Source organism: Heyndrickxia shackletonii (assembly GCF_001420715.1).
Taxonomy (GTDB): domain Bacteria; phylum Bacillota; class Bacilli; order Bacillales; family Bacillaceae_C; genus Margalitia; species Margalitia shackletonii.
Genome location: NZ_LJJC01000004.1, coordinates 71,189 through 89,089 on the forward strand (window position 1 = coordinate 71,189; position 17,901 = coordinate 89,089).

The following is a 17,901-nucleotide window of genomic DNA, read 5'->3' on the forward strand; positions in this document are numbered from 1 at the left end:
TGCTTTATTTTGCCTCATGTGATGTCTTTTTATAATATGCCCAGACATATTTGTTGTGATTTTTATTAGAGTGTCTCTCTTTATTGTGCATAAATGACAATGAGGTTAGGAACCATAAATAAAGCCAAATATTCCCTTTATAAAGTTCAAAAAATGGAAAAGAAGTGATGGAAGTGACATTTTTAAAGAATAAGGTTACCGGACAAATTCATCATGGGGCTCGCAGGCTTATGTTAGTGAATGCATTACGGAGTATAGGTCAAGGAATGATGGTGGTGGATTTGACTTTATATTTGGATACATTGGGATGGAGTACTGCCGCGATTGGCGGTGTACTTGCTGCTGGCGGGTTGCTAGGTGTAGGACTTGCACCATGTATAGGAATTTATAGTGATCGTGTTGGCAGAAAGCCGTTTATTCTTTTTTATGAACTATTAATAGCGGCATGTGCATTGATTGGAGTTATTTCAACGAACTTTATGTTGTTGTTTATTGCCATCACCCTTTCCGGATTCGGTAAAGCGGATGCCGGCTCGCCCAGTCCATGCGCCCCTGCAGAGCATGCATGGCTAGCAACATTTATTCCACCAGCTGAGCGTGGAAAAGTGTATAGTTTGAACAATTCTCTTAGTTTTTTTGGTATGGCTGTTGGTGCGGTGCTCGCTGGAATTATAGCCTTGTGGCAAAAAAACCTTCCTGAAGTCTTAACCTTTCGACCCATTTTTGTCTTTGTTTTCGTTTTATCACTAGTTACCTCTTCGATTATTCTAACCGTAAAGGAAGAAAAGCCCGAAAGACAGAAAGGGCATAAGGAAGAAAGTATAGAGAAACAGGATAAGAAAATCCTGCGTGAAGAGAATACTGCGGTTTTTAAGCTGGCTGCCATTAATATCCTTAACGGAATGGCAATCGGTTTGACAGGGCCGATGATGTCTTATTGGCTCGCGGCTAAATTTGGGGCAAGCAATACGCAAATTGGAAGCACACTGGCCATTACTTTTTTTGCGACAGGTATTATGTCGCTTTTTCAGGCTAGATTATCGCATAAACATGGGAATATTCGCTCCATTGTGTTGGTACGTTTTATGGCAAGCTTCCTTTTAATTCTGATGCCTCTGCTCCCCTCATATGCACTTGTTTCCTTTGTGTATATGATTCGAACTGCTTTAAATAGGGGTACACAAGGGGCACAGCAAGCGTTGAGTGTAAGTTTGACCCGTGATAGAAGGAGAGGGTTTGCATCCAGTGTTAATATTCTTTCCATGCGCTTACCAACCTCAATCGGACCTTATATATCAGGCTATCTATTTGGATTAGGTTCACTTTCCCTACCTTTTTACATAGCCTCCGGGTTACAATTAAGTTTTGCCTATTTCTATGGAAGAATATTTCGCGCTTACGAAGTTCGCATGAAATCACATGCTTCATCCGGATAATCGGCTGGCGGACTTCCGGTTCTACTCACTGTGATAAGTCCCTCAGTTCCTGAACTGCCTCAGCACGGTTTCCTTTATCTCAGTCGAAGCACGAAAGGAAGTACGTCGATGAGCAAAGCGCTTCCACTTTTCGTATTGATTGGTAAAGTTTTAGTGTCTTGTTTCTGTATTAGAAGATAACATTCGTTGAAAAATATCGGTAGGAGGATGGGATATGAATGTTATCACAACTTTATCAGCTAAAAGACGAGAAAGACAAATAAAAAATGAACGGAAGCTGCTGCGGGAGCTTTCGATTGAAAGCTTAAAGAAAAGTGTACAGAATTCGTTTAGCTCTGAAAGAGTACAAGGCGGGATTTGGGTTCAGCAAGGTGTAGAGGAAGGATGCTACGATGTTGCCATTGAAGCCTATTTATTAGGTGGACAGTATAGCCGCTTTGGTTACGGCGGGGAGCCAGTTGAACATATAAAATTACGTTGTGAAAAGGAATTAAAGCATTTAACAGATACACTCTATAATTTTTGGCTCTATTGGAAATTTGGAGATGAAAGCCTTATGCAAGAATCCACCTACTATGCATGTGAACAGTTCGTGGATAAATGGTGGATGGAGGGATTTAAGAAAGGTGAACAAAGAAGAAAGTTAAGGCTTCACTAACATCATCTTCCATAACGATGAAATCGGGACATTTTGTCCCCTTTTTTCTGTTCTAAAAATGTTCCTTGTCCCATATGTTTTGAATAGAGACAAGGAAGGGAAAGAATCAGATGAAGCGAAGGATAAAAACGTTTAGTTTTATTTTTGGGGCCATTTTGTTATTTCTGCTTTTTCAATTTCAATTTTTTCAAAAGGATACCTGGGATTCATGGAATCTTCCCCTTTCTGGAAAAATAATCTATTTAGATCCTGGTCATGGGGGGCCGGATGGTGGTGCAGGGGATGATGATGCCTTAGAAAAAGAAATAGCCTTAAAAATATCTCTAAAGTTGCGGGATTTTCTGCAAGAACAGGGCGCATTAGTGTTAATGACAAGGGAAACAGACAAGGATTTAGCTGGATCTGATGTAAGAGGCTATAGTAGAAGAAAAGTGGTGGACCTTAAGAAAAGGCTGGAGTTGATTAATGACTCTGATGCAGATCTTTATATAAGCATTCATTTAAATTCGATCCCATCACCAAGATGGAGCGGTGCTCAAACCTTTTATTCCCCACATCTCATTGAAAATAAACGAGTTGCGAAGTTTATCCAGGATGAATTAATAAAAAATTTAGGAAACACAGATAGACAAGCTAAAATGCTGCAAAACGTATATATTGTGAAAAATTCCAAAAAACCGGGTGCACTAGTGGAGGTCGGATTTCTCTCCAATGCGCAAGAAAGGCAAAATTTAAAATCAGACAAATATCAGGAAAAGGTCTCTGCATCTATTTATAATGGAATTATGAGATATTTTACAAATGAAAAGGATTTAAAATGAGGGTAATCGTTCTCCGGTTACCTTCTATTTATTCCCCATATACTTCAATTTCTTCCCTTCTCCTAAATTGTGATATACTTGGGGTGGAATTAGAGAATATGGGTAAAAGGAAGGTGTATCAAAATTGTTAACAGAGCAACAAGTCTTTGATTTATTAAAAGTAATGAAAGATCCTTTTTTACATAAAACATTGGAAGAAACAAATGGTATTCTTGAAATAAACATTAAAGAGGAAAAGGAACATGTTAGCGTAAAGATTGCGGTTGCCAAGACAGGAACAAGTGAACAGCTGCAATTACAAACTTTAATTGTTAATACACTTAAAGGAGCAGGAGCAAAGACGGTAGGAATTCGTTTTGCACAGCTTTCGGATGAGGTTCTGGAACAATTTCGCGGGTCTGAGCCAGAAGATCAGGGAAATAATCTTTTATCACCAAAAAGCAAAACTACCTTCATTGCTATCGCCAGTGGTAAAGGCGGGGTAGGTAAATCTACTGTTTCCGTCAATTTAGCTGTTTCCCTTGCTAGACTTGGAAAAAAAGTTGGATTGGTAGATGCTGATATTTATGGATTTAGTGTTCCGGATATGATGGGTGTAACACAACGACCTGTTGTTCGCGGTGAAAGAATTATTCCAGTCGAAAGATTTGGTGTAAAAGTTATTTCGATGGGATTTTTTGTGGAAGATAATGCACCGGTTATTTGGCGTGGGCCAATGCTTGGGAAAATGCTTAATAACTTCTTTACCGAAGTGGAATGGGACGAATTAGATTACTTACTACTAGACCTACCTCCGGGAACTGGTGATGTAGCCCTTGATGTTCATACGATGCTTCCACATTGTAAAGAGATTATCGTAACAACACCACACCCAACTGCAGCCTTTGTAGCGGCACGTGCAGGTGCTATGGCGTTAAGAACGGAACATGAAATTCTTGGTGTGATTGAGAATATGTCATACTTTGAAAGCAAAGTAACGGGTGAACGGGAATATGTTTTTGGACAAGGCGGTGGCCAAAGGCTTGCAGAAGAACTGCAAACCGAGCTTTTAGGACAACTTCCACTACAACAGCCGGATTGGAATGAAGAGGACTTTGCACCTTCTATTTATGCAGAAGATCATAAATTAGGTGTTATTTATAAAGACATTGCTAAAAAGGTTATTACCTTATTGGATAAATAAAAGAAACCTGCTGCGCAGCAGCAGGTTTTACTATAATATTAACATTCATACTAATTAACTTCCTCCTGATGAACCGCCTTGCTGCTGGCCTCCCGATGTTCCGCCTTGCTGCTGCCCTTGATTTTGCTGTCCGCCTTTTTGATTATTCATTTCTTGAGCAGCTTTAAGTAATATTGTTTGCATCTTTGCTTTAAACAATGGACTGTCGAATGTTTCGATCATGGTGTTTTGAAAATGTTTCCGCATCTCTTTACTTTTCATCAAGTCAATTACTTCTTTTTGATATTCGGGATCTTTTAAGATGGAAAGCATCATGCTTTGATAATCAGGGTCTTTCATTAAACTCTTCAGTAAATTTTCATTTTCCTTTTTCATGCCTTTTGCATAAGCCTTAGCAAATTGGGGATCACTAAATGACTTCTTCCAAAATTCGCTGCCTTTATCGGACGCTAACGTTTTTTCAATGGTATTCTTCACAGTTGTTTGGTCCATAATTAATTGGTTTTTCATTTTATCATCAGTCATGATATCTTGAATCGCTTTTTTACCATCATCCGTTTTCAATATATCGACAATCATTTTTTTCGTTTGATCGTAATCCATTTGCCCTGCTTTTGTTTCACTACCTGAACAGGAAGCTAACAGAAATATCATCATTGGAATTAGGAGCAATGTAGCGATCTTTTTCATAAGAATAGCTCCTTTCATTTGAATGGCTGTTGTCGTCATTATTTTGTATTTCGTATAAAACACTTCAGGCATCTTTTCTTAAAGTAAGAAAGATATAAGATTTTCAATAAAAATGCAAAAAAGTTTAAGAAAAGAACCTTTGATTGGACTTTTAATGTTAATATGGGATTTTACAAAAGAATTATGCATATGAAGAGGAATTTCTAGATTTTTTATAACGTGGTTGGTAAAATCAAAAGGATGATAAATTTGGTATTGGAGGATTTCTCAATTGACGAGTCGAAATTGGGTACGCTTGTTTTTTTCCACTTTAATTGTTGGTGGATTAACAACCGGAATATTAGGCTTTGTAATCCGCTGGAGTGAATTTCAAGAGTATTTTATTCATGTTAATATATCCAGTATTCTTTCCACATTTGTTTGGCTTGTAGGGGTTGGCTTCATTTTCAGTGTTATCAGTCAGGTTGGGTATTTTGCATACTTAACCATTCATCAATTCGGTCTCGGCATTTTCCGCTCTTTATGGAATCCTGTACAAGTTGTGTTGATTCTATTCGCATTATTTGATTTAGTGTATTTCCGTTTTGAAAAATTTGCTAAGAATAACGAAAGTATTTTGCCGTATATTGCACTCGCTGTATTCATTTTAGTTGTTGGTTTAATAATTGCGTATTTAAAGGCGAAACAGTCTCATAAAAATACATTTATCTCTGCATTATTTTTTATGGTGGTTGTAACGATAGTGGAATGGGTGCCAGTTTTACGTGTAAACGAAAAAAGCTGGATTTTCCTTATGATTTATCCTTTAATCATTTGTAATGCATACCAAATTTTAATATTGCCGAAATATCTTAAAAGATCTGAGGCAGAGCGGGAACAGGCAAGACAGAGAATAGAAGCTCGAAAAGCAGAAAAAGGGAAAAAACCACGAGAATAAGAAAAGTGGAAGCGCCTTGCTCATCGGCGTACGGATTTCGTAGTCACAGGCGAGATAAAGGAAACACGGCGAAGTTTTTCGGGAGCCGATGTCCCTATCCGCAGAAATACGTTTGCCGATAGGCGCTGTAACTGAACACTATTGTAATCATACCTAATAATCGTATTTTTTCGGAAGATACTTTATTGAATAAGAGTCGTCTTCACTTTTCCATTTGCGATCATATCGGATACTTTAATAAAATTTCCCTTTTTAGACAATTCATCTACTATAGCAGGTATTGCTTTTGCTGTCTGCCGTGCAGAATCGGAGGCATGTAATAAAACTATATCGCCATTTTTAGCCTTTGCCGTGTTCTTCACAATCTTATCCACCCCAGGATTCTTCCAATCATCCGAATTTACACTCCAATGAACGACCGTTAACCCTAGGTTTTCAGCAACTTTTAAAGTTTTTTCATCAAAATGTCCGGTAGGGGATCGCAAAATTTTTACATTCTTAATATTTAGTTTTTTGAATACTTCTTGCGCTTTTAAAATATCGCTTTTAATTTTACTTGTTTCGAGATCTGTATAATCTTCGTATGCGTAGCCTAGGCTTCCTATTTCGTAACCTTGTTTTACAATTTTATCTACAATATCCGGATGGCTTTCCGCCCAAGATCCCGATAGGAAAAATGTAGCGGATTTTACCCCTTTTTTATCTAACGCCTCAATAATCGGTGCGGCCTTTTCATCCCCCCACCCAATATCAAAAGTTAATGCAATTCCCTTTTCCCCTTTATACACAGCTTTTGGTCCTTCTTTAGTGGAGAAAACCGAAACATTAGCAGCAGACTGAGAATAAAGAAAAAGTGCTGTAAAGAAGGAAACTACTAAAATGAACACGAGCTGCTTCACTTTACGTCCATTTAATACCATAAAAAAGTTCATATCGATCCCCCTTTTGTTTTCTATTTCTTTTTTGACCATACATAAATAAGACAAGTTCTTTTATAAGAATCTTATGCTTGCCTGTATAAAAAATATGTCCAAAAAGATTTTCTTCTTATAATTTTGGTTAATTTGGAAAAAACTACACTTACTACTAAGAAGGGGTGGACAGAATGCTCGGTCTGATCATTCATGAAAAAGAAAAACTAGAAATTCAATATTTATTGAAAAGAGAGATGGACGAGATACTACATGACTTAAAAGATTCAAGAATCGATCACATTGTGAAAAGAGCAATGAAGGAAAGGTATAAAATTTTGTTTTCCCTTTTTACAAGGGTTGCTCCGCATAGTGAGTGTGTAAACTACATTATACCGACAAAAATAAAAAACTAGAGTAGATAATGAAAGTGTTAAAAGGGCCCTTTTTTACATGGAACAAAAAAGTCATTAATAAATTGAAACATAATTGAAGTATTTGATTAAGCATCTATCAACATATTTGTAATGAAATAAGAGAAACTATTTTTTTATTGATAAAAATGCAAGAGATATGTTGACAGTTAATAATAATCCTGGTATATTAATAAATGTCGCTGATGGCGACAAAAAAGTTGTTGACAAGAAAACACAACAATGATAAAGTATAAAAGTTGCTGATTTTAAGCAGTTGGATATTGATCTTTGAAAACTGAACAGAACAAAACGTTAATGTTTTAAATAATGAGCTATATCAAACACTTTTTTGGAGAGTTTGATCCTGGCTCAGGACGAACGCTGGCGGCGTGCCTAATACATGCAAGTCGAGCGGACTTTTAAAAGCTTGCTTTTAAAAGTTAGCGGCGGACGGGTGAGTAACACGTGGGTAACCTGCCTGTAAGACTGGGATAACTCCGGGAAACCGGGGCTAATACCGGATAACTTCTTTCCTCGCATGAGGAAAGATTGAAAGATGGCTTCGGCTATCACTTACAGATGGACCCGCGGCGCATTAGCTAGTTGGTGAGGTAACGGCTCACCAAGGCGACGATGCGTAGCCGACCTGAGAGGGTGATCGGCCACACTGGGACTGAGACACGGCCCAGACTCCTACGGGAGGCAGCAGTAGGGAATCTTCCGCAATGGACGAAAGTCTGACGGAGCAACGCCGCGTGAGTGATGAAGGTTTTCGGATCGTAAAACTCTGTTGTTAGGGAAGAACAAGTATCGTTCGAATAGGGCGGTACCTTGACGGTACCTAACCAGAAAGCCACGGCTAACTACGTGCCAGCAGCCGCGGTAATACGTAGGTGGCAAGCGTTGTCCGGAATTATTGGGCGTAAAGCGCGCGCAGGCGGTTTCTTAAGTCTGATGTGAAAGCCCACGGCTCAACCGTGGAGGGTCATTGGAAACTGGGAGACTTGAGTGCAGAAGAGGAGAGTGGAATTCCACGTGTAGCGGTGAAATGCGTAGAGATGTGGAGGAACACCAGTGGCGAAGGCGACTCTCTGGTCTGTAACTGACGCTGAGGCGCGAAAGCGTGGGGAGCGAACAGGATTAGATACCCTGGTAGTCCACGCCGTAAACGATGAGTGCTAAGTGTTAGAGGGTTTCCGCCCTTTAGTGCTGCAGCTAACGCATTAAGCACTCCGCCTGGGGAGTACGGCCGCAAGGCTGAAACTCAAAGGAATTGACGGGGGCCCGCACAAGCGGTGGAGCATGTGGTTTAATTCGAAGCAACGCGAAGAACCTTACCAGGTCTTGACATCCTCTGACAACCCTAGAGATAGGGCGTTCCCCTTCGGGGGACAGAGTGACAGGTGGTGCATGGTTGTCGTCAGCTCGTGTCGTGAGATGTTGGGTTAAGTCCCGCAACGAGCGCAACCCTTGACCTTAGTTGCCAGCATTCAGTTGGGCACTCTAAGGTGACTGCCGGTGACAAACCGGAGGAAGGTGGGGATGACGTCAAATCATCATGCCCCTTATGACCTGGGCTACACACGTGCTACAATGGATGGTACAAAGGGCTGCGAGACCGCGAGGTTAAGCCAATCCCATAAAACCATTCTCAGTTCGGATTGCAGGCTGCAACTCGCCTGCATGAAGCCGGAATCGCTAGTAATCGCGGATCAGCATGCCGCGGTGAATACGTTCCCGGGCCTTGTACACACCGCCCGTCACACCACGAGAGTTTGTAACACCCGAAGTCGGTGAGGTAACCTTTTGGAGCCAGCCGCCGAAGGTGGGACAGATGATTGGGGTGAAGTCGTAACAAGGTAGCCGTATCGGAAGGTGCGGCTGGATCACCTCCTTTCTAAGGATAATGGAAAACCACTTACGTGGTTATAAGAAGACGTTTATAAGTTCTGTTCAGTTTTGGATGATCAATTCATCCAGGATAATTTGTTCTTTGAAAACTAGATACTGATAGAAGAAACCAAGTAAAACCGAGAATCGCCACTTTATGGATTTCATCCATTTTAAAGTAGTAATAACCTTATAGGTTAAGTTAGTAAGGGCGCACGGTGGATGCCTTGGCACTAGGAGCCGATGAAGGACGGGACTAACACCGATATGCTTCGGGGAGCTGTAAGCAAGCTTTGATCCGGAGATTTCCGAATGGGGGAACCCACTGCTCGTAATGGAGCAGTATCTTTACCTGAATACATAGGGTAATGAAGGCAGACCCGGGGAACTGAAACATCTAAGTACCCGGAGGAAGAGAAAGCAAACGCGATTTCCTGAGTAGCGGCGAGCGAAACGGAAGAAGCCCAAACCAAGAGGCTTGCCTCTTGGGGTTGTAGGACACTCTATACGGAGTTACAAAGGAACGGAGTAGATGAAGAGGTCTGGAAAGGCCCGTCAAAGAAGGTAACAACCCTGTAGTTGAAACTTCGTTCCCTCCAGAGTGGATCCTGAGTACGGCGGGACACGTGAAATCCCGTCGGAAGCAGGGAGGACCATCTCCCAAGGCTAAATACTCCCTAGTGACCGATAGTGAACCAGTACCGTGAGGGAAAGGTGAAAAGCACCCCGGGAGGGGAGTGAAAGAGAACCTGAAACCGTGTGCCTACAAGTAGTTAGAGCCCGTTAATGGGTGATAGCGTGCCTTTTGTAGAATGAACCGGCGAGTTACGATTTCATGCAAGGTTAAGCTGATGAAGCGGAGCCGCAGCGAAAGCGAGTCTGAATAGGGCGAATAAGTATGAGGTCGTAGACCCGAAACCAGGTGATCTACCCATGTCCAGGGTGAAGGTAAGGTAACACTTACTGGAGGCCCGAACCCACGCACGTTGAAAAGTGCGGGGATGAGGTGTGGGTAGCGGAGAAATTCCAATCGAACTTGGAGATAGCTGGTTCTCTCCGAAATAGCTTTAGGGCTAGCCTCAAGATGAAGAGTATTGGAGGTAGAGCACTGTTTGGACTAGGGGCCCTCATCGGGTTACCGAATTCAGACAAACTCCGAATGCCAAATACTTATGCTTGGGAGTCAGACTGCGAGTGATAAGATCCGTAGTCAAAAGGGAAACAGCCCAGACCACCAGCTAAGGTCCCAAAGTATACGTTAAGTGGAAAAGGATGTGGAGTTGCTTAGACAACCAGGATGTTGGCTTAGAAGCAGCCACCATTTAAAGAGTGCGTAATAGCTCACTGGTCGAGTGACTCTGCGCCGAAAATGTACCGGGGCTAAACGTATCACCGAAGCTGTGGATGGACACCTGGCAGGTGTCCGTGGTAGGAGAGCGTTCTAAGGGCGGTGAAGCTAGACCGGAAGGACTAGTGGAGCGCTTAGAAGTGAGAATGCCGGTATGAGTAGCGAAAGAAGGGTGAGAATCCCTTCCACCGAATGCCTAAGGTTTCCTGAGGAAGGCTCGTCCGCTCAGGGTTAGTCGGGACCTAAGCCGAGGCCGAAAGGCGTAGGCGATGGACAACAGGTTGATATTCCTGTACCACCTCTTCACCGTTTGAACGATGGGGGGACGCAGGAGGATAGGGTAAGCGCACTGCTGGTTATGTGCGTCTAAGCAGTTAGGCTGGTTACGAGGCAAATCCCGTAACCGTGAAGGCGGAGCTGTGATAGCGAGGGAAATATAGTACCGAAGTTCCTGATTCCACACTGCCAAGAAAATCCTCTAGTGAGGTGAAAGGTGCCCGTACCGCAAACCGACACAGGTAGGCGAGGAGAGAATCCTAAGGTGAGCGAGAGAACTCTCGTTAAGGAACTCGGCAAAATGACCCCGTAACTTCGGGAGAAGGGGTGCTCTGGTAGGGTGCAAGCCCGAGAGAGCCGCAGTGAATAGGCCCAGGCGACTGTTTAGCAAAAACACAGGTCTCTGCGAAGCCGCAAGGCGAAGTATAGGGGCTGACGCCTGCCCGGTGCTGGAAGGTTAAGAGGAGGGGTTAGCGTAAGCGAAGCTCTGAATTGAAGCCCCAGTAAACGGCGGCCGTAACTATAACGGTCCTAAGGTAGCGAAATTCCTTGTCAGGTAAGTTCTGACCCGCACGAAAGGCGTAACGATCTGGGCACTGTCTCAACGAGAGACTCGGTGAAATTATAGTACCTGTGAAGATGCAGGTTACCCGCGACAGGACGGAAAGACCCCGTGGAGCTTTACTGCAGCCTGATATTGAATTTTGGTACAGCTTGTACAGGATAGGTAGGAGCCTTTGAAGCCGGAGCGCCAGCTTCGGTGGAGGCGTCGGTGGGATACTACCCTGGCTGTATTGAAATTCTAACCCGCACCCCTGATCGGGGTGGGAGACAGTGTCAGGCAGGCAGTTTGACTGGGGCGGTCGCCTCCTAAAGAGTAACGGAGGCGCCCAAAGGTTCCCTCAGAATGGTTGGAAATCATTCGTAGAGTGTAAAGGCACAAGGGAGCTTGACTGCGAGACCTACAAGTCGAGCAGGGACGAAAGTCGGGCTTAGTGATCCGGTGGTTCCGCATGGAAGGGCCATCGCTCAACGGATAAAAGCTACCCCGGGGATAACAGGCTTATCTCCCCCAAGAGTCCACATCGACGGGGAGGTTTGGCACCTCGATGTCGGCTCATCGCATCCTGGGGCTGTAGTCGGTCCCAAGGGTTGGGCTGTTCGCCCATTAAAGCGGTACGCGAGCTGGGTTCAGAACGTCGTGAGACAGTTCGGTCCCTATCCGTCGTGGGCGTAGGAAATTTGAGAGGAGCTGTCCTTAGTACGAGAGGACCGGGATGGACGCACCGCTGGTGTACCAGTTGTCTTGCCAAAGGCATCGCTGGGTAGCTATGTGCGGAAGGGATAAGTGCTGAAAGCATCTAAGCATGAAGCCCCCCTCAAGATGAGATTTCCCATAGCGCAAGCTAGTAAGATCCCTGAAAGATGATCAGGTTGATAGGTTCGAGGTGGAAGTGTGGCGACACATGGAGCTGACGAATACTAATCGATCGAGGACTTAACCAAAATATAAAGTGGAAGCGCCTTGCTCATCGGCGTATGAATTTCGTAGTCGCAGGCTCGAGATAAAGGAAACACAGTGAGGTAGTTCACGAACTGATGTTGACTTATCGTAGGGAGGAGACGGAGAAATTCACTAGCCGATAGGCGCTGGAGCTGGATTGAAAAAAGCGAAACTCAGTTTTACTTCTTCTTCTGCAGTATTTAGTTTTGAGGGAATAAAATGAAGAAATTCTAAAAAAACCCTTGAAATTTAGCTGAAAATCATTATAATTAAGTTTGTCTTAATGAAATGAACTGCTTATAAGCAGTGAAGCAAAAGAAACAATATCCGGTAATTATGGCGAGAAGGTCACACCCGTTCCCATCCCGAACACGGAAGTTAAGCTTCTCAGCGCCGATGGTAGTTGGGGGCTCTCCCCCTGCAAGAGTAGGACGTTGCCGGGTTTAGATTATTCCGCAGTAGCTCAGTGGTAGAGCTATCGGCTGTTAACCGATCGGTCGTAGGTTCGAATCCTACCTGCGGAGCCATTGCTTCCATAGCTCAGCAGGTAGAGCACTTCCATGGTAAGGAAGAGGTCACCGGTTCGAGCCCGGTTGGAAGCTTACCTAAACAGCATCTAGATTGGCCCGTTGGTCAAGCGGTTAAGACACCGCCCTTTCACGGCGGTAACACGGGTTCGAATCCCGTACGGGTCACCACTTTAATATATTTCGGAGGATTAGCTCAGCTGGGAGAGCACCTGCCTTACAAGCAGGGGGTCGGCGGTTCGATCCCGTCATCCTCCACCATATTTTAAAAAAAATGCCGGCCTAGCTCAATTGGTAGAGCACGATCGAATATGCTACGAAGCGACGCTTCAGCGTATAGCTCGAGTTGCTACTTGGATAAGCTTTCTGAGAGCTGGACGACAATTATTTGCGATAATTTATCAGCAGTTAACATCTTTTAATAAGCCGGCCTAGCTCAATTGGTAGAGCAACTGACTTGTAATCAGTAGGTTGGGGGTTCAAGTCCTCTGGCCGGCACCATTCCTTATCGGAGGGGTAGCGAAGTGGCTAAACGCGGCGGACTGTAAATCCGCTCCTTCGGGTTCGGCGGTTCGAATCCGTCCCCCTCCACCATTTTAAAGTTATATTTTTTTAAAACTGTGGACATAATATAAATGTCTTTTTTCTTTTCAATGGGCTATAGCCAAGCGGTAAGGCAACGGACTTTGACTCCGTCACTCGTTGGTTCGAATCCAGCTAGCCCAGCCATTTTTTTTTGCCCTTTTTTGATTCATATATATTGAACTTTAGTACATAATAAAGAGGCATAGATATGCGAGCCATTAGCTCGCACGAGTAATCTACGAAGCGAAACATCAGCGTACAGCTTGAGCTGCTACTTGAATAGGCATACTGAAAGCTTGACGACGTAGATGTTCTTAGGAAAGAAGCATAAAATCTTTTCTACAATCTATATTACGAGCCATTAGCTCAGTCGGTAGAGCATCTGACTTTTAATCAGAGGGTCGAAGGTTCGAGTCCTTCATGGCTCATCCATCCTTTAAGGTCTTGATTGAAAAAATCAGGCCTTTTTTTGTTTTAATAAGCAGTTATATCTCTTAAGCGGACACTGAATCCGTTATTCTTATTAAATGCCCATATTTTAAACGTTTAGCGGACATAGATTCCGTTATTTAAGAAAAATCACATCGAAATCACTGCTTTTTTGTAAAATAGCGGAACCTATGTCCGCAAACTCAAGGAATTATCGTGTTTTGTCACAGATAAAGGAACTAGTGTCCGATAAACTTTGTACAAGACGAAAAATATTATAACGATGGAACTTCATATGCTTTTGATTTGCTAGTGTTTGTTTATTTACAATGCTTCTCCACATGCTATTTTAAAACCTTATTCCAGAAAACCCCTTCCTTCAAATTTCAAAAAATATCCACCATAAAATTACGAAAACAACAAAATCCTAATGTATAATGAAAGAATAAATTTCATTGGAGGTCATGGATGACAGAGTTATTTAGGCTTTTAAAAGGCGGTAATAAATCAGCTTTATTAGCCGCTATAGTAAATACAATTATTTCTATAATAAAAGGTATTGCCTTTTTTCTCACAGGCAATGTTGCGATGTTTGCGGAGACGATGCATAGTTTAGGGGATGCAGCAAATCAGCTATTTGTATTTATTGGATCGGCTTTAAGTAAAAAGGCTCCTACTGATCGTTTCCCAAATGGATTTGGAAGACTGGTAAACCTTGTATTACTCGGAGCAGTTTTAATAGTGGGGATTATGTCATTCGAAACAATAAAGGAAGGATTTCATCATATCATCCATCCTACCGTTTCACATGGGTTTATTATTAATATCGTTGTGTTAGGTGCAGGTGTAATACTAGAATCTTTTGTTCTTTTTAAGGCGATGAAGGAAATCGTACACAGTGTAGGTGTCGAGGCAAAAGGATTCGGAATTGTTATACAAAGTATGAGAGGTTTTTCGAAAGCAAAACCTGCGACGAAATTAGTGTTTTTGGAAGATACGGTTGCTACAGGCGGAGGCTTGCTTGCCATTATAGCCGTGGTTATTTCTCATTTTACTTCTTTTCATCAGGCAGAAGGAATAGCGTCTATCTTAATTGGTGTGATGATGTTTATTGTCGTTGGTAAAGTTTTTCTAGATAATGCTGCTGGAGCATTAGGTGAAGCAGATGAAGAAATGGAAGATAGAATCGGCAAGATTGTTATGAATGATCCTTCTGTAAAAGATATTCAGGATGTTACCGTAATCAAAGAAGGTGAGGATCTCCATGTAGAACTTGAAATTGAGGTAGATCCAACTTTAACCGTGGCAGAGGCAGATGACATAAAAGATCGATTGGAACAAAGAATTATGGAGGAAAACGGAGTAGTAGATGTTTTAATTGAGTTTGATGAAGATGATGGGGTAACTAATTGGAAAGAAGATAAGGAAAAAGAGTGAACAATACTGACTGGCTGTGAGAAATTTTCACAGCTTTTTTAATTGAATATATATACAGAAAGTTGTCGAGTTGAGTCATTTCTTTTTCCTGTATACAATAAGCGTATAAGGGAAAAGGAGGGTTTTATATGAAAAAGAATATTTCGATTCTTGGTGTCCCGATGGATTTAGGACAGACTCGCAGAGGGGTTAATATGGGACCGAGTGCGATTCGGTATGCGGATGTTGTAGAGCGTATTGAAAAGCTTGGATACGAAGTTCATGATATGGATGATATAGAAATTGGCAAAGCAGAAAGATTGCATGATGCAGAATTAAATTTAAGGAATTTGAAAGCGGTTGCAGATGCGAGTGAAATATTAGCTTCTAAAGTTAATGAGATTGTTGAAAAAGGTGATTTTCCTCTAATTTTAGGAGGAGATCATAGTATTGCTATTGGTACTTTAGCAGGAGTATCTAAACATTATAAAAACCTAGGTGTAATTTGGTATGATGCTCATGGAGATTTAAATATTCCAGAAACCTCTCCTTCAGGCAATATTCACGGAATGCCGCTTGCTGCAAGTTTAGGGCTTGGGAATGAAACATTAACGAATATTGGCGGTTATTGCCCGAAAGTAAAATATGAAAATATCGTTCTGATCGGAGCTAGAGATCTAGATGAAGGAGAAAGAGAGTTAATTAAGGAAAAGGGCATTAAAGTGTATACCATGCATGAAATTGATCGTATGGGTATGACAAGAGTAATAGAGGAAACGATTGAATACTTAAAGGATCGTACGGATGGTGTTCACCTATCATTAGATTTAGACGGATTAGATCCAAACGACTGTCCAGGTGTGGGAACCCCTGTAATGGGAGGAATAAGCTACCGCGAAAGTCATTTAGCAATGGAGATGCTTGCTGAATCGGGTATCATCACATCAGCAGAATTTGTTGAAGTCAATCCAATTCTCGATGACAAGAATAAAACAGCAGATGTTGCTGTAGGTTTAATGTGTTCATTATTTGGGGAAAAGCTATTATAATCATAATCTAGAGGCTGGGACATAACTAGCTTCAAATAGTGAGAAAGGTGAATTTGAGGGAACTCAAATTCACCTTTCTCTATTTTTGCGTTTAAATTTTCTATTACCTTAGTTGTTTGGCAGTGAATTTTCTTAAATTCACTGCCATTAACGCAAGGCCCATTTCGTTTTCTACCTTCGATTTTCCTCGTACAGAAAATCGAGCGAAACGCAAATTAGCCTTCAAGAATCCAAAAACTGGTTCCACATCGATTTTGCGTTTTCGATAGATGGCACTCGTTTTCTCTTCTGAAAGCTTCGCTCTTACATATTCTTTTTGCTGTTCCCATTTTTCATTCACCATTAGTTTTCGATTGTTGCCTTCTTTTGCTTTTGTACAGGATGAACGGAATGGGCATCCCGAACAGTCTTCGCACTCGTAGATTTTGAACTTCCGTTGGAAGCCTGTACGGTCATTTCGGACTGAATGATATTGATATTCAAGACGTTTCTGATTAGGGCATGTATAGGTATCTGTTTCTTTATCATACTTCCAGTTGTCGGGATTAAAAGTGTTTTGTTTGTACTTTTTCTTTTGTTCCTTCAAATACATATTATATGTAATAAGTGCTTCTCGTTTTCTTTTCAAAAGGATATCATTAAAGTTTTGTTCACTACCATAACCTGCATCTGCGGCAATGTGTTTCGGTAACTCGAAATAATGCTGCTCGATCTCATCTAAAAATGGAATTAACGTACGCGTATCTGTTGGGTTTGAAAATAAACTATAGGCAAGCGCGTATTGGCCCTCCGTTGCGATTTGTACATTGTAACCAGCTTTCAATTGTCCGTTTTGCATATAATCATCTTTCATTCGCATAAATGTCGCATCTGGATCTGTTTTAGAATAGCTATTACGCGTGCCAAAGATTTCAATGTCTTGTTGGTATTTCTGTTTTCGCAGGACAAAATCAATCAACTGTTTTCGCACTTGTTTTGGGTATTTCCGTTCATTTCTTAAAGCTTTTCGTTCTGGAACGTCTGATGATGCTTCTATTTGTTTATCATACTCGGTTACGACATCGTCCACTTTTTGAACCAATTGAGCGAGTTCTTCCAATGATAACTGTTCATCGCTTTCACGTTCCATTTCAGGTATAATTTCATTTTCAAGCAGTTCATTGTATAGCTGGTTTGACTTTTCAATTAAACTTTGATGATATTTCTCAATCGATTTCTTCCAGACAAACGTAAATTTATTCGCATTCGCTTCAATCTTTGTACCATCGATAAAAACCGCTTCTTGATCGATAAGTTTTTCTTCGATCAATTGGCAACGAAATTGGACGAAACATTGGCGAATTAAATCTTTCACTTCTGATTGAACACGGAATCGGTTGATGGTGCGGTAGCTTGGTTGATAACCTTGAGCTAACCACATCATACGGATACTGTCTTTTAATAGGGCTTCCATTTTGCGTCCTGAAAAGATAGATTGCGTGTAAGCACATAAGATAATTTTAAGCATCATGCGTGGATGGTAGGCAGGGCAGCCATTATTTCGCAGAAATGGTTCGAACGCTTCAAGAGGGATGCTTTCAACTAAATGATGGACATGGAAGGCAATATCATTTTTTTGTAATTTTACTTCTAAATCTAAAGGCAAAACTAATTGATTCATGGTATAATTTTTAAACATAAGGATCCTTCTTTCTGTATAATTTTGTTGTGGTGACTTAATTTTATCAGAAGCGGTCCTTATTTTTATTCAAAAAATAATCAAAGCCGGTGAAATTTTACTTGTCGTAAAATTTCACCGGCTTTTTCATCTCAGAGGCGGGTTTTG

11 protein-coding genes, 8 tRNA genes and 3 rRNA genes are annotated in these 17,901 nt (G+C 41.7%); 19 read left to right on the forward strand and 3 right to left on the reverse strand.

Features of this window, described 5'->3' with window-relative positions; all coding sequences use genetic code 11:
- Nucleotides 1-167 precede the first annotated feature (167 nt).
- The 4 genes from AN964_RS00430 to salA all read left to right on the forward strand — a co-directional run bounded on the left by AN964_RS00430 (nt 168) and on the right by salA (nt 4,098).
- Nucleotides 168-1,436 (forward strand): MFS transporter, encoded by a 1,269-nt coding sequence (locus AN964_RS00430; RefSeq protein WP_055737840.1) that lies wholly within the window; start codon nt 168-170, stop codon nt 1,434-1,436.
- A gap of 214 nt (nt 1,437-1,650) precedes the next feature.
- A complete protein-coding gene (locus AN964_RS00435; protein ID WP_055737841.1) occupies nt 1,651-2,094 on the forward strand; it encodes a YbaK family protein in 444 nt (147 codons plus the stop codon).
- A 110-nt stretch (nt 2,095-2,204) separates the two neighbouring features.
- A complete protein-coding gene (cwlD, locus tag AN964_RS00440; RefSeq protein ID WP_055737842.1) occupies nt 2,205-2,915 on the forward strand; it encodes an N-acetylmuramoyl-L-alanine amidase CwlD in 711 nt (236 codons plus the stop codon).
- Between the two features lie 124 nt (nt 2,916-3,039).
- Nucleotides 3,040-4,098: an iron-sulfur carrier protein/transcriptional regulator SalA gene (salA, locus tag AN964_RS00445; RefSeq protein WP_055737843.1), complete on the forward strand. Its 1,059-nt coding sequence runs from the start codon at nt 3,040-3,042 to the stop codon at nt 4,096-4,098.
- A gap of 54 nt (nt 4,099-4,152) precedes the next feature.
- On the opposite strand, the gene gerD is transcribed toward salA, so the two are convergent.
- Nucleotides 4,153-4,788, reverse strand: coding sequence for a spore germination lipoprotein GerD (gerD, locus tag AN964_RS00450; protein ID WP_055737844.1), 636 nt, complete (start codon nt 4,786-4,788; stop codon nt 4,153-4,155).
- Between the two features lie 271 nt (nt 4,789-5,059).
- Here gerD and AN964_RS00455 point away from each other — a divergent pair, with 271 nt between their 5' ends.
- On the forward strand, nt 5,060-5,725 hold the full coding sequence (locus AN964_RS00455) for a KinB-signaling pathway activation protein (RefSeq protein ID WP_055737845.1): 666 nt from the start codon (nt 5,060-5,062) through the stop codon (nt 5,723-5,725).
- Between the two features lie 182 nt (nt 5,726-5,907).
- Here the strand turns inward: AN964_RS00455 and pdaB are convergent, their stop codons facing one another.
- The gene (gene pdaB / locus AN964_RS00460) at nt 5,908-6,657 is read right to left on the reverse strand and encodes a polysaccharide deacetylase family sporulation protein PdaB (protein ID WP_055737846.1); all 750 of its coding nucleotides are present in this window, start codon (nt 6,655-6,657) and stop codon (nt 5,908-5,910) included.
- A gap of 173 nt (nt 6,658-6,830) precedes the next feature.
- Here pdaB and AN964_RS00465 point away from each other — a divergent pair, with 173 nt between their 5' ends.
- From AN964_RS00465 to rocF, 14 genes are all read left to right on the forward strand, one after another.
- Nucleotides 6,831-7,052: a hypothetical protein gene (locus AN964_RS00465; RefSeq protein WP_055737847.1), complete on the forward strand. Its 222-nt coding sequence runs from the start codon at nt 6,831-6,833 to the stop codon at nt 7,050-7,052.
- A gap of 346 nt (nt 7,053-7,398) precedes the next feature.
- Nucleotides 7,399-8,949: ribosomal RNA gene (locus tag AN964_RS00470) — 16S ribosomal RNA — on the forward strand.
- A 188-nt stretch (nt 8,950-9,137) separates the two neighbouring features.
- A 23S ribosomal RNA gene (locus AN964_RS00475) occupies nt 9,138-12,072 on the forward strand.
- Nucleotides 12,073-12,396: 324 nt separating this feature from the next.
- Nucleotides 12,397-12,513: ribosomal RNA gene (rrf, locus tag AN964_RS00480) — 5S ribosomal RNA — on the forward strand.
- The 16S, 23S and 5S rRNA genes sit together here with 8 tRNA genes alongside, the layout of an rRNA operon.
- Before the next feature lie 9 nt (nt 12,514-12,522).
- Nucleotides 12,523-12,597: transfer RNA gene (locus tag AN964_RS00485), tRNA-Asn, on the forward strand.
- Between the two features lie 2 nt (nt 12,598-12,599).
- A tRNA-Thr gene (locus tag AN964_RS00490) sits at nt 12,600-12,672 on the forward strand.
- A gap of 21 nt (nt 12,673-12,693) precedes the next feature.
- A tRNA-Glu gene (locus AN964_RS00495) sits at nt 12,694-12,768 on the forward strand.
- A gap of 14 nt (nt 12,769-12,782) precedes the next feature.
- A tRNA-Val gene (locus AN964_RS00500) sits at nt 12,783-12,858 on the forward strand.
- A gap of 164 nt (nt 12,859-13,022) precedes the next feature.
- Nucleotides 13,023-13,098 (forward strand) — tRNA-Thr (locus tag AN964_RS00505).
- 9 nt (nt 13,099-13,107) lie between these two features.
- Nucleotides 13,108-13,191: transfer RNA gene (locus tag AN964_RS00510), tRNA-Tyr, on the forward strand.
- Between the two features lie 60 nt (nt 13,192-13,251).
- A tRNA-Gln gene (locus tag AN964_RS00515) sits at nt 13,252-13,326 on the forward strand.
- A gap of 211 nt (nt 13,327-13,537) precedes the next feature.
- Nucleotides 13,538-13,610: transfer RNA gene (locus AN964_RS00520), tRNA-Lys, on the forward strand.
- 469 nt (nt 13,611-14,079) lie between these two features.
- Nucleotides 14,080-15,048, forward strand: a complete 969-nt coding sequence (locus AN964_RS00525) for a cation diffusion facilitator family transporter (protein ID WP_055737848.1) — start codon at nt 14,080-14,082, stop codon at nt 15,046-15,048.
- A gap of 128 nt (nt 15,049-15,176) precedes the next feature.
- Nucleotides 15,177-16,076 carry an arginase gene (rocF, locus tag AN964_RS00530; protein ID WP_055737849.1) on the forward strand — a complete coding sequence of 300 codons (900 nt, stop codon included), beginning with the start codon at nt 15,177-15,179 and terminating at the stop codon, nt 16,074-16,076.
- Between the two features lie 103 nt (nt 16,077-16,179).
- Here the strand turns inward: rocF and AN964_RS00535 are convergent, their stop codons facing one another.
- Nucleotides 16,180-17,754 carry an IS1182 family transposase gene (locus AN964_RS00535; protein WP_055737850.1) on the reverse strand — a complete coding sequence of 525 codons (1,575 nt, stop codon included), beginning with the start codon at nt 17,752-17,754 and terminating at the stop codon, nt 16,180-16,182.
- Nucleotides 17,755-17,901: the final 147 nt, after the last annotated feature.